The organism is Rhizobium vallis (assembly GCF_003985155.1).
Classification (GTDB): Bacteria; Pseudomonadota; Alphaproteobacteria; order Rhizobiales; family Rhizobiaceae; genus Rhizobium; species Rhizobium vallis.
Genome location: NZ_ML133687.1, coordinates 186,717 through 199,334, shown reverse-complemented (window position 1 = coordinate 199,334; position 12,618 = coordinate 186,717). Strand labels below are relative to the sequence as shown.

The window sequence follows — 12,618 nt, the reverse complement described above, 5'->3', positions numbered from 1 at the left end:
GCCAGAAATACTGCCGCGCAGTTGCATGGCTGCTACAAGGCACACGCAAGCTCCGTGTTATAGGCCGGTCGACAACCAAGACATGACGTCGACAAGGACAGAGCAATGATTGTTCTCGCATTGGGTTCCTGCTTGATCGCAATGACGGTGCTCGCAGCCGTCGCCCGCCTCGATTCCATCGCCGCAAACCGCGATATCCGCGCGCTCCGGGTGTTCTAAAGCGCGGCCGCATCTTTCAGATCCGGCTCATCTCTCCCCTTCCCCGTTGGCAGTCCGGCACCTTTGGTGTATCGCACTCGCGCCTTTCATGTCAGCGGAACTATCGGTTCATGTCCCCCAGATCTGGTCTCCTCATCGTCCTCGGCTTTACGCTCTGGCGCGTCGTCACGCTCCATTTCGATGCAACGGACCTTTTCGTCGATGAGGCGCAGTACTGGTTCTGGTCGCAGAATCTCGATCTCGGCTACTACTCGAAGCCGCCGATGATCGCCTGGGTGATCCGGGCGATGACCGAGCTTTCCGGCTCCAACGCCATCTATTGGATCAGGCTGCTCGGACCGCTGATCCATATGGCGGCGGCACTGGTGCTAATGAAGACGGCAAAGCGCTTTGTCGGACCGGAAATCGAAGGATGGACGGGCGCCGCCTACATTACGCTGCCGGGTGTGGCGCTTTCCTCGGTGTTCTTCTCGACCGATGTGATCCTGCTGTTCTTCATCGCAGTCGCCCTGCTTGCCTATTTCGGCTTGACGCAGCGACGTTCTGTCGGGCTGGCGCTCGTCATGGGCCTCGGCGTCGGCCTTGCCTTCTTGACGAAATATGCCGTGCTGTTCGTCGTTCCGGGCGGCGCGATTGCCCTCCTTCTCATTCCGGCGGCGCGCATCGCCATTCGGGATTTCGTCATCGCGGTCGCGGTCGCGGCGGTCGTTGCCCTGCCGAACCTCTGGTGGAACTTGCAGCACGACAATACGACGGTGCGGCACACGCAGGACATCGCGCATTGGAGCGAACTCGGCATCAATCTGCGCGGCGGCCTTGAATTCTTCGCCGCCCAGTTCGGCGTCGTCGGGCCGATCATCTTCTTCGCAATCCTCTGGGCGGTCTATCGCATGATCAAAGGCCGGAGCGACGACCGGGAGAAGATGCTGGTCTGGTTGTCGATGCCGGTGGTCTTGCTCATCACCCTGCAGGCAACGGTCGCTAAGGCCTATGCCAACTGGGCGGTGACCGCCTATGTCGCGGGAACCATTCTTGCCGTCTGGCTGCTTTATCGGCTGTGGCCGAAGGGGCTCAGGCTGTCGCTCACCATCAACGGCATTGCAAGCCTGCTCTTTCCGCTGGCGACGATCTTCCCGCAGCAGGTGTTGCTACCGAACGGCGACGAACTGATGAAGCGTTATCTCGGTCGCGCCGAAATCAGCCGCGAAGCGGCAGCACTTGCAGGCCAGGCCGGCACCGATATCATCGTCACCGACGATCGCGACATGGTCGCCGATCTGTTCTATACGCTGCGCGACACATCCTACAGAATCTATGCGCGGGCGCCGGCGGGCCTCCCCGAGAGCTATTACGAACAGGAATTCGCCCTGCCTGCCGACATTACCGGCAAGGTGCTCTTCCTGACGGACAGCCCCTTCACCTGCGCCACTGAAACGCCTGAAGTGCTGAAGAACTGGCGGCCGACAGCGGGCTATTACAAGGGCAAGGCGCTCTATATCTACAAGGTTTCCGCCGCCTGCCTGGCGCCCTGAGCGAGATCAACTCATCGGCTTGGGCAGGCAGAGACCGGTGCCGGCCCCTTCGATCTCCACGAATTTGACGCCGCCCTCCTCGAAGGCGAGGCGCAGCTGCGCCTCGGTCGCACGATGGATATCGTGGTGGCGGCCCTCGTAATCGCGGATCGTGCTGCGCGAGACGGCCGCCCTGTCAGCAAGCTCGGTCTGGGTCCAGTCGAGCAGGCCACGTGCAGCACGGCAGAGAGCGGGGCTCAGAATTGTTTCCCTGGCGCCTTGACCCATGATTTCAACTCACCCATATTGGTCTATATAGACCATATATGTCACATTGCGACCGGGGTTTCCAGATCGGGAGACGATTATGCCACACGACACGCCCTTGATTTCAACAATCGTCGGCGGCCTTGTGCTGGCTTTCATCTTCGGCGCCATCGCCCACCGGCTGCGCATGCCGCCGCTGGTGGGCTATTTGATCGCCGGCGTGCTGGTCGGCCCGCACACGCCGGGTTACGTGGCGGACCAGAGCCTTGCCCCGGAGCTTGCCGAAATCGGCGTCATCCTGCTGATGTTCGGCGTCGGGCTGCATTTCTCCCTGAAAGACCTGCTGTCGGTGCGCGGCATCGCCGTGCCCGGCGCGATCGCGCAGATCGCCTTTGCCACACTGCTCGGCTGGGGGCTCGGCGCCTTCATGGGCTGGCCGACCGGCGGCAGCCTGGTCTTCGGCCTGGCTTTGTCGGTTGCCTCCACCGTCGTGCTGTTGAAAGCGCTGCAGGAGCGGCGGCTCGTCGAGACGGAGCGCGGCAGGATCGCCGTCGGCTGGCTGATCGTCGAGGATCTCGCCATGGTGCTGGCGCTGGTGCTGATCCCGGCTGCCGCCGGCATCGGCGGCGGCCATGGTCCGGCCGAGCCGCTTTCGGCGGGGCTGAACCGTCTGCTCGGCCTCGATCTCGGCGTCGGCGGCATGATCGCCATGACGCTGGTGAAGGTGGCGCTGTTCGTGGCGCTGATGCTGGTTTTCGGCCGCAAGCTCATTCCCTGGACGATGCACCGCATCGCCCATACCGGTTCGCGCGAACTTTTCCGGCTCGGCGTGCTGGCGATCGCGCTCGGCGTCGCCTTCGGCGCGGCGAAGCTCTTCGGCGTGTCGCTGGCGCTCGGCGCTTTCTTTGCCGGCATGGTGCTGGCCGAAAGCGAGCTCAGCCATCGCGCCGCGCAGGAAAGCCTGCCGCTGCGCGATGCCTTCGCCGTGCTCTTCTTCGTCTCGGTCGGCATGCTGTTCGATCCGAATATCCTGATCGACAAGCCGCTGCCGATCCTCGCCACCATCTTCATCATCGTCATCGGCAAGTCGGTCGCCGCCCTTCTGATCGTGCTTGCCTTCAAGAAGCCGCTCGGCACGGCGCTGACGATTTCGGCGAGCCTCGGCCAGATCGGCGAATTCTCCTTCATCCTCGCCGCCCTCGGCGTCGAACTCGGGCTGCTGCCGGAGGAAGGCCGCGATCTGATCCTTGCCGGTGCCATCATCTCGATCGTCCTCAATCCGCTGCTGTTCTTCCTCTGCGACCGGGTACGACCGCTTCTCGAAGGGGCAAAACGCGAGGAGGCCGCTGCCGAGCCCGCTCCCGCCGCGGATGCGGCCACCGCTCAGGAGCAGCTGCCGGCCGAAGACGACGACGTGCATCCAACCACGCTTACCGGCCACGCCATCCTCATCGGCTATGGGCGCGTCGGCAGGATCGTCGGGCAGAACCTCAAATCATCGGGCACGCCGTTCCTCGTCATCGAGGATTCCGACAAACGCATCGGCGAATTGAAGGCGCAGGGCATCGAAGCCTTCATGGGCAACGCGGTGGCGAGAGAAACGCTTGATCTTGCCAATCTTTCGACTGCGCGCAGCATTGCCATCGCCATCCCGAACGCCTTCGAGGCCTGCCGCATCGCCGAGCAAGCGCGCAGCGTCAACCCCTCGATCCTCATCGTCGCCCGAGCCCATTCCGACGCGGAGGTCGACGAATTGAAGCAATATGGCGCCGACACGGTCATCATGGGAGAACGTGAAATCGCCCTTGGCATGGTTGACCGGCTCGCTCAAGTGCATCATGAGAGTGTGCCCTATGAAGACAGACATGAGCCTGATACAATTATTCCGACGGGCACTGCTCCGCCGGAAAAAGAATGAGAGATTGGCGCGCTTTTGAGCCGATACGGGAGTGAGATCGCCGGAACGGAGGAGATGGAGCTGGACCAGCGCCGTCTGACCAGTCGTGTCGCCGCTTCCTTGCTCGTCGCCATCCTTGCTTATCTCGGCCTGCTCTTCGGCGGCAATCTGCTGATTTCGCCTGCCGCCGCCATCAACACGCTTTCCTCATCCGGCCGGGATCCGCAACCGCCGCAACTGACCGCGCGCGATGCGGTGCGGGGCGTGCTTGCCGCCGAGCGCAAGCTTGCGCCGAAACAGACGGCGCATGACGCCGGACCGTCTGCCCTTGCCAGCGCGCCCTCCCTCGAGTTCGCCGGCTGGAACACGGCCGCCCCTCTTCCGGCATTCGAAGCGCAGCTTCATGCCGCAGTTTTCAGGACCCATCAGCCGCGCGCACCGCCGGCAGCAGCCTGACGCCTGCGCCGAGCGGCGCTTCCTGCCATTGACGACATGCCGCCAGCGCCCGAGCGCAGGCCCCCGATTATCAAGGAATACAACATGCGTACTTCACCATGGCTGGTGCTCACCTATACGGTGATCATCTTTCTCGGCCTATTGATCGCCCTACCGAACGTCCTGCCGCAATCCGTCCTCCAGCGCGTGCCGGCATGGCTGCCGCACGACCAGGTTTCGCTTGGCCTCGACCTGCGCGGCGGTTCGCACCTCGTTCTGGAAGTCGATGAAGCCGATCTCACCAAGGAGCGGCTGCAGTCGCTGCTTCAGGACGCGCGCCGTGTGCTGCGCGAAAAGGGCATCCAGCCGAAGGCCGTCGTCCGCAGCCAGAACCAGATCGTCGTGACGCTCGCCGACGCCTCGCAGAGCGATGCAGCCGTCACTGACCTCAAGACGCTCGCCAACCCGATCAGCACCGGCATCAGCGCCGGCCAGACCGATCTCGACGTCACGGCGAACGGAGCCACCATCACCGTCGGCTTCTCGCCGGCCGGTATCTCCGCCAATGTCGACAATGCCGTCCAGCAGAGCCTTGAAGTCATTCGCCAGCGCGTCGACCAGGTCGGCGTTTCCGAGCCGACCATCCAGCGCATCGGCGGAAATCGCGTGCTCGTCCAGCTTCCGGGCGCGCAGGATCCGTCGCGCCTGCGCGAGCTTCTCGGCTCCACGGCGAAGATGTCGTTCCACATGCTTTCGCCGAACAACCAGCCTGGCCCCGGCGTCACCATGCTGAACGACGCCGAAGGCAGAACCTATCCGGTCCTCGACCGCGTCGAAATATCAGGCGACCGCCTGTCGGATGCCCGCGTCAGCTTCGACCCGAACACGCATGAGCCGGTCGTCAGCTTCCGATTCGACAGCGCCGGCGCCACCCGCTTTGCCGAAATCACCCGTCAGAATGTCGGCAATCCCTTCGCCATCGTCCTCGACGACAAGGTGCTGAGCGCGCCGGTCATCCGCGAGCCGATCACCGGCGGCTCGGGCCAGATCTCCGGCAGCTTCTCGGCCGACAGCGCAACGACGCTTGCCGCCATGCTGCGCGCCGGCGCCCTGCCCGCCAAGCTGACGGTCATCGAAGAACGCACCGTCGGCGCCGACCTCGGCGCCGATGCCATCAAGATGGGTATCTATTCCGGCATCGTCGGCTTTATCCTCGTCGCAGCCTTCATCCTCGTTCTCTACGGCACCTGGGGTGTCCTGGCGAACGTGGCGCTGCTGATCCATACGATCCTGACCTTCTCGGCGCTCACGCTGGTCGGCGCGACGCTGACGCTACCGGGTATCGCCGGCGTCGTTCTCGGCATCGGCCTTGCGGTCGACGCGAACGTTCTCATCAACGAGCGCATCCGCGAAGAAACGCGCAAGGGCAAGAGCGCCTTCGCCGCCATCGATACCGGCTTCCGCCGCGCCTATTCGACCATTATCGACGGCAACATGACGGCCCTAATCGCTGCGGCCATCCTGTTCTACTTCGGCTCCGGACCGGTCCGCGGCTTTGCCGTGACCATGGCGCTCGGCCTCATCATCTCGATGTTCACCTCGGTCGCCTTCGTGCGCGTCGCGATGATCGAGATCACCCGCCGCCGCAAACTCAAGGTGCTGAACATCCGGCCGCTGATCCCGTTCAGCCCCTATGACAAGCACATCCAGTTCATGAAGGCGCGCTTCTTCGGCGTCACCGTTTCGGCGCTGCTTTCGATCGCCTCTGTCGTGCTCTTCATCCATCCCGGCCTCAACTACGGCGTCGACTTCCGCGGCGGCATTCAGATGGCCGTCAAGACCCAGGGCGCGGCCGATCTTGCGAAGTTCCGCGAGGGCCTTGATAGTCTGGGCCTCGGCGAAATCACGCTTCAGTCCTTCGGCGACAACAACAGCATTCTCGTTCGCGCGCAGCGGCAGGAAGGCGGCGAGGAAGCGCAGACGGCAGCAGTGACCAAGCTGAAGGCCGAAGTCGCCAAGATCGATCCGAGCGCAACCGTCGAAGGCACCGATGTCATCGGCCCGAAGGTCAGCGGCGAGCTTGCCTCGGCTGGTATCCTGTCGGTCGTGATCGCAAGCTTCGCGATGCTGATCTATATCTGGGTGCGGTTCGAATGGCCGTTCGCCGTCGGGGCTATCGTCACTCTGGTGCTCGACGTCACCAAGGCGATCGGCTTCTTCGCGATCACCGGTCTCGACTTCAACCTGACGGCTATCGCCGCCATCCTGACGCTCGTCGGTTACTCCGTGAACGACAAGGTCGTCGTTTACGACCGCATGCGTGAAAACATGCGGCTCTACAAGTCGATGCCGCTGCGCGAGATCATCGACAAGTCGATCAACGAGACCCTGGCGCGAAGCCTCTACACCAATGCGACGGCCTTCCTCGCGCTGGTGCCGATGGCAATCTGGGGCGGCAGTGCGGTGTCGAGCTTCGCGATCCCGATGGTCTTCGGCATCCTCGTCGCCGGCGCCTCGTCGATCTTCATCGCGGCGCCCATCCTGCTCTTCCTCGGCGACTGGCGCCGCCGCCATGCCAAGGCCGCACCGGGAAGCGATGTCGAAATCATCCCGCCAGAACAGGGTCGCCCGCGCAAGTCTGCCAGCTAAACGCGGTTGTTAACGCATCCTTGAGGAGGGCGCCGGTTGCACAACCGGCGCCCTTTTTCTATTGTCGGCTACGAAGATCGGGAAATTGCCAAATGTCATCCAACCCGACGAGACTGTTGGACACCAATGCGGCCAGCGAAAGCGAGGAGCGAATCAAGCGTTTTCTCGCAACAGCCTCGCACGATTTGCAATCGCCGCTACGCCACATTGCCATGTATGCCGAGCTGCTTCTGGACGACCTCGAGGAGACGCTCGACGGCGAACAGCTTCAAAGCCTCAGGATGATCATGGAGAAGGCGCAGACGGCCCAGCGCCTAACCAAGTCGTTGATGAGCCTTGCCGGAGGAGCCCCTCAGGTGACGCCTGAAGACGTCGATCTGCAGGCACTGGTTGAGACAATCTGGGGCGAACTGACCGACGAGACAGCAGTGCACGATGCTACGCTGGCGAGCGAAGGCCTGCCCTCCATCCGCACCGACCCCGCCCTGCTTGGTCTCGCGCTGCGCCATCTCATGTCGAACGCCCTCACCTTTCGCAGCGAGCAGCCGCCGCATGTGACCATCACGGCAGAGCGGGAGGGGACGGACTGGTTCATCCGGATTTCCGACAACGGGACGGGCATCGATCCCGCTTATCGGGAACGGATCTTCGAGGCCTTCTGGAAATTGCCAAAGGCGGGAACCGTTCCCGGCGCCGGTCTCGGGCTGACGACGGCGCGAGAGTTTCTGACGGCGCTTAGTGGCGACATCAGCCTCGAGCATTCGGATGAAAGCGGCAGCCGCTTCACCATCCGCCTTCCCATCGCCTGATGGCCAAAGCATGATGCCGAAAGCGTGCAGTCCTTTTGCCGGGATTGCTTAGATGCTGTAGTCGTCTTTCCAGAAATCCGGAACGGCGTAGGTCACATATTCGCGGATGATATGCTGCAGCGCCTGGACGTCGATTTCGTCCTTGCCGATACGGAAATCGACGCCGTAATTCGGGAATTCCTGGAAATAGCCGCCCGAAATATCGGTCGAGACGACGCCGATCGGGCCGGTATAGCCGATGCCGCGCAGCTCCGGCACCGTGTCGCGGAAATCGGCATTGGGCAGGAGGCGGTTGTCGAGCAGGATGAGGTCGAAGCGCGCCGCCCGGACCTTTTCCAGCGCATCGCCGATCGATTGCGAATATTCGAGCTCGATGGCAGGCTCCGAGAGATCGGCGATCTTCTTCTTGAGCGCGCGGAATTCAATGAATTCGTCGTCCACAAAGAGAACCTTTACCTGACCCCTTCGAGTTGTTTCGGCGGTCATCCTCTTAATTTCCCCAATCCCGAAACCAGCTTCACGACACCAATCCGTTTCTCAACGCGATCGCCACCATATGAACGCGGTTCACGGCGTCAAGTTTGCGCGCGGCTGCGGTGATGTGCGAATTGACCGTATGTTCGGAGAGACCGAGGATGATGGCGATTTCCGCCGACGTCTTACCTTCGCTCGTCCATTTGACGATTTCCGATTCGCGCTGCGTCAGCCGCCCGGACATTTCCTGCGTCAGAATTTCCTCGTAGAGCTTGTCGAAGATGCGCATGGCGTCGAGCAGGATGTCGGCGATCTCGCTCTGGTCCGGCTCCTGGCGCGCGCCGCTGAGCACGAGGCAATATCGCCGCCCTTCCGGCGTGAACAATGGAATGAAGAGAAAGACGCCGCTGCGGAACTCGTTGAAAACGAGATCGGACGAGTAACCTTCCGGCTGGGCGCTCCGTCCGTGCACCGGCGTCGCCAGGAACTGGGCGGATTTTGCCCGCGCCGTCCCGAGCGCCTCCTTCAACGTCGTGATGAAAAGACCGACGCGCCGCTCGGCGACATTGGTGATGACGATATCGCGTTCGCCGAAGGGGGCCGAAGCCTCGGAAATGCGGGCAAGCGCAAAATTTTCGAAGTTATAGTGCTGCGCCGCCGCCTTTAGCAGACGGAAAAAATCGGTGCGGTTGATCGCCCGGCTCAGCTCCGGTCCGGCATGAAAGGGAATTGCCGGGGCATTGTTCATTCCCACTCTTCCTCTCCTCCCGCCAATCCCTTCGATCCCGAAATCTTGGGATATACCTCTTAAACGCGAAGAGCTACAAAAATTGCGAGACGGTTGATGACAAGTATCGAAAACGGGGACTTTCGATATGTAAGGCGGATATCATCAATTATCTCAACTACAGGTGATGCACGGGCAGATTTTACTGAGGGCAGTAGTTCTTACCTGGGTATCGTATCTCTTCCTGCATTCAACATCCATGAATGCGAGAAGGCAGTGCCAGACGTAAGCGCGAGAGAGCCGATAGGCCCATTCAGCTAAGGGGTTGGCTGATGTTCGTGGCGGCGAACGCGGGTAGATCGGTTCTCTCAGCGCTTATTTTGCGTTCCCTTGTCTTCGCTTCGGTTGCATCTTGGGATGCGTGCTCGACCTTGTCAATTGCGGTTTGTCACACGGCTCGGACGAACGGCGGAGAATCGGCCTCGGAGCTTCCGCCGTTTCCTACACTTCAAGATTGAGAATAATGACGGCAAGGTCAAGCGGCTTTTCCAGATAGAAATCGGCACCCGCCTCGAGCGCACGCGCGCGATCCTCGTCGGCATCCGATCCGCTGCAGATGGCAAGCCGCATTGCCTTGAACCGATCATCGAGGCGCAGCCGGCCTATCAATCCAATGCCGCTGTCCAGCGGCATATAAAGATCGGCGATCAGCAGCTCGGGCGGGCCCTTGCCTTCCGCCACGCGCTGCTCCAGCGCCTCAAATGCCGCCTCGGCGGTCGGAAAACAGAATAGATCGACATCTACCTGCTGTTTTCTGCTGATATAGTCGAGATAGAAGAGGTCATCTCTGCTGTCGTCGACGTAAAATAAAGTAGGCATCCAGCACCGCAACCCAGATATTGTTCGAATGATCCTCGCTGTCCTTACACATCACGATAACGCCGTTTTGCTAAAATTCGATATAGCTCAGCGTGAATCGTTTCGCAAAAAGCACGGCACAGCCTCGGCTTGGCTATTGAGTATTCCTCGATTTCGGAAAAAATGACCGCGCGAACCGAGGAGGATACGCGGGTGCAGGACAGGAGCGATTTGAACCTGCAGGACCAGCCGAGGCGGTGGCGCTATCGTGCCTTCGCGATTGTCGTCGGCTGCCTGATGGTGCTTCTCGGCGTCACCGTTCTTGCCGGCTGGCTGCTGCAGATCGAGCTGATCATTTCCGTCGCTCCCGGTTTTCCCTCGATGGCCTTCAACACCGCGCTCTGCTTTGTGCTTTCCGGCGCGGGACTCGTCACCTCGACGCTCGACGCCCGCCGTTTTCGGGTGGCGGCAGCAATCACTGCAGGACTGGCGGCGGCAATCGCAGCAGCCCGGCTCGTAGAGATTGTTACCCTCGGCCGTACCTTCCACAATGTCGATATATTGGTGTCGCAATTCCTGATCTCCCCCGATTTCATGGCAAAGATCGGCGGCGGCATGGGACCGAATACGGCGCTGATCTTCCTGATCGGCAATCTTTCGCTATTGCTCTCGCTGCGGGCTGAAAGATCGAAAAGCCAGGTGGTGCAGGAGCTGACGAGCTACATCGTCATCACACTCGGCATGATCGCGCTCGCCGGCTATGTCACCGATGCCGAACAGGGCTATCGCTGGGGCATCTACGCAGCGATGGCGCTGCATACCGCGGTCGGCATGGTCGCTTTCGGCTCGGGGCTTCTTGCCAGATCCTGGCTGATGCAGCCGGCGAACCGGGCGCAGATCCCGCTCTGGATCCCGGCTGCGGTCTGCTTCACCGGCCTTCTCGTCGATCTCTATACGCCGCTCGGTGTCGCCAACGGCATTCTCTACGTGCCACTGGTGCTGACGGCGCTCTGGTTCGGCAACAGGGACGCGCCGCTTTTCTTTGCCTTTGCCTGCACCGTGCTGCTGATGCTCGGCTTCTTCGCCGTCAAACACGACGAAGCCGTGTTCTGGCAGGAGATCGCCAACCGCGCCATCACGGCCGCGACGCTTTGGCTGATCGCCATTCTCATCTTTTATTTCATGCGCAACACCCACCACCTGGAAAACGAGCGTGTCCGCTTCGGCGCGCTTATGCGCAGCACGCCCGATGCCGTCATCGTCATCGACGAGCGTGGAACGATCGCAAGCTTCAATCCAGCGGCCGAAAGCATGTTCGGTTATTCGCCGCAGGAGACGATCGGCCGGAACATCAAGATGCTGATGCCCGAACCCTACCATTCCGAGCATGACGGTTATCTCGCTCATTACCGGCAGACCGGCGAGGAGCGAATCATCGGCACGACGCGCATGGTCTCGGGACGACGCAAGAACGGCATCGTCTTTCCGATCGACGTTTCCATCAGCGCTGTCGTCACCGGCAATACGAAGACTTTCGTCGGCATCGTGCGCGATATCAGCGAGCGCGCCCGGCAGGACGAGCGGATGAAAACCACGCTTGCCCAGCTCGAGGCCTACACGGCCGAACTCGAGCGCAGCAACCACGACCTCGATGAATTCGCCTATATCGCCTCGCACGATCTCAAGGAACCGCTGCGCGGCCTGCACAACCATTCCCGCTTCCTCTTGGAAGACTATGAAGACAAGCTCGACGTCGATGGCGTGCGCCGGCTGAACCGGCTGGTGCGCCTCAGCCAACGCATGGAGAAGCTCGTCAACGACCTCCTCTATTTCTCCCGGCTCGGGCGGCAGCAGCTGGCAGTCAGACGCACCGATATCGGCCTGATCGTCAAGGATGTCGCCGCAACGATGGAGCTCCTCCTGGAAGACCGGCATGCCAGGGTCATCATCGACGGCCGGCTGCCGGAGGTGATCTGCGATGCGCCGCGGCTGACCGAAGTGTTCCGCAACCTCATCACCAATGCGATCAAATACAACGACAAGCCGGCGCCACTTGTCTCAATAGGCTACCTCGACCGGTTCGTCGGGAAGGACGGCACGGTTGCCCGCAACGTGTTTTTTGTTAAGGATAACGGCAAGGGTATTCCGGAGGAGTTCCACGAGGACATTTTCCGCATTTTCAAGCGGCTCGAAAAGTCGCAGGAATCCGATGACGGAACCGGAGCAGGCCTCACCTTCGTCCGCAAGATCATCGCCCGTCACAATGGCGATATCTGGCTGGAATCGGAGGTCGGCGTCGGGACCACATTCTATTTCACCTTGGGGAAAAAGCGTGAGGGACAGAATGCAGCAGCGTGACACGCAACCGATCCTGATCGTCGAGGATAGCGAAGACGATTTCGAAGCGACGATGCGCGCCTTCAAACGCACCAATCTGCGCAACTCGATTCGCTGGGCCGCCTCCGGTCAGGAAGCGCTCGACATGCTCGCCACGATGGTGCCGAAGCCGGGGCTGATCCTGCTCGATCTCAACATGCCCGGCCTTGACGGCCGCAAAACGCTGGAAGCGATCAAGTCGAATGACGGCTGGCGCAAGATCCCCGTCGTCATCCTGACGACCTCGGACGACGAGCGTGATATCGAAGGCTGCTATGCGCTCGGCGCCAATACTTATGTGCAGAAACCGGTTGATCTCGACGGGCTGTTTGCCGCGATCCAGCGGCTGAAGGAATACTGGTTCGAAATCGCGATCCTGCCGCTCGAGGACTGACA

General features: G+C 61.3%; 11 protein-coding genes. 7 read left to right on the top strand and 4 right to left on the bottom strand.

What is annotated here, in order from left to right; translation table 11 throughout:
- Window positions 1–329: 329 nt before the first annotated feature.
- Window positions 330–1,751, top strand: coding sequence for an ArnT family glycosyltransferase (locus EFQ99_RS06205; protein ID WP_126919863.1), 1,422 nt, complete (start codon window positions 330–332; stop codon window positions 1,749–1,751).
- A gap of 6 nt (window positions 1,752–1,757) precedes the next feature.
- On the opposite strand, the gene EFQ99_RS06200 is transcribed toward EFQ99_RS06205, so the two are convergent.
- The gene (locus EFQ99_RS06200) at window positions 1,758–2,018 is read right to left on the bottom strand and encodes a helix-turn-helix transcriptional regulator (RefSeq protein WP_126919861.1); all 261 of its coding nucleotides are present in this window, start codon (window positions 2,016–2,018) and stop codon (window positions 1,758–1,760) included.
- Window positions 2,019–2,097: 79 nt separating this feature from the next.
- On the opposite strand from EFQ99_RS06200, the gene ybaL reads away from it, so the two are divergent.
- From ybaL to EFQ99_RS06180, 4 genes are all read left to right on the top strand, one after another.
- The gene (gene ybaL / locus EFQ99_RS06195) at window positions 2,098–3,915 is read left to right on the top strand and encodes a YbaL family putative K(+) efflux transporter (protein WP_126919859.1); all 1,818 of its coding nucleotides are present in this window, start codon (window positions 2,098–2,100) and stop codon (window positions 3,913–3,915) included.
- Window positions 3,916–3,969: 54 nt separating this feature from the next.
- Window positions 3,970–4,350, top strand: a complete 381-nt coding sequence (locus EFQ99_RS06190; RefSeq protein ID WP_126919857.1) for a hypothetical protein — start codon at window positions 3,970–3,972, stop codon at window positions 4,348–4,350.
- A gap of 84 nt (window positions 4,351–4,434) precedes the next feature.
- Window positions 4,435–6,978 (top strand): protein translocase subunit SecD, encoded by a 2,544-nt coding sequence (gene secD, locus EFQ99_RS06185; RefSeq protein WP_126919855.1) that lies wholly within the window; start codon window positions 4,435–4,437, stop codon window positions 6,976–6,978.
- 92 nt (window positions 6,979–7,070) lie between these two features.
- Complete coding sequence (locus EFQ99_RS06180) at window positions 7,071–7,787, top strand: sensor histidine kinase (RefSeq protein WP_126919853.1); 717 nt, start codon at window positions 7,071–7,073, stop codon at window positions 7,785–7,787.
- 48 nt (window positions 7,788–7,835) lie between these two features.
- Here the strand turns inward: EFQ99_RS06180 and EFQ99_RS06175 are convergent, their stop codons facing one another.
- From EFQ99_RS06175 to EFQ99_RS06165, 3 genes are all read right to left on the bottom strand, one after another.
- A complete protein-coding gene (locus EFQ99_RS06175) occupies window positions 7,836–8,273 on the bottom strand; it encodes a response regulator (RefSeq protein WP_126919851.1) in 438 nt (145 codons plus the stop codon).
- A gap of 31 nt (window positions 8,274–8,304) precedes the next feature.
- Window positions 8,305–9,009: a helix-turn-helix transcriptional regulator gene (locus tag EFQ99_RS06170; RefSeq protein WP_126919849.1), complete on the bottom strand. Its 705-nt coding sequence runs from the start codon at window positions 9,007–9,009 to the stop codon at window positions 8,305–8,307.
- Window positions 9,010–9,489: 480 nt separating this feature from the next.
- A complete protein-coding gene (locus EFQ99_RS06165; protein WP_126919847.1) occupies window positions 9,490–9,867 on the bottom strand; it encodes a response regulator in 378 nt (125 codons plus the stop codon).
- Window positions 9,868–10,029: 162 nt separating this feature from the next.
- On the opposite strand from EFQ99_RS06165, the gene EFQ99_RS06160 reads away from it, so the two are divergent.
- Window positions 10,030–12,204, top strand: a complete 2,175-nt coding sequence (locus EFQ99_RS06160; RefSeq protein WP_425376263.1) for a sensor histidine kinase — start codon at window positions 10,030–10,032, stop codon at window positions 12,202–12,204.
- Window positions 12,191–12,616, top strand: a complete 426-nt coding sequence (locus EFQ99_RS06155) for a response regulator (RefSeq protein WP_064681164.1) — start codon at window positions 12,191–12,193, stop codon at window positions 12,614–12,616. Before EFQ99_RS06160 ends, EFQ99_RS06155 begins: the two co-directional genes overlap by 14 nt.
- The last annotated feature ends 2 nt before the right edge of the window (window positions 12,617–12,618 follow it).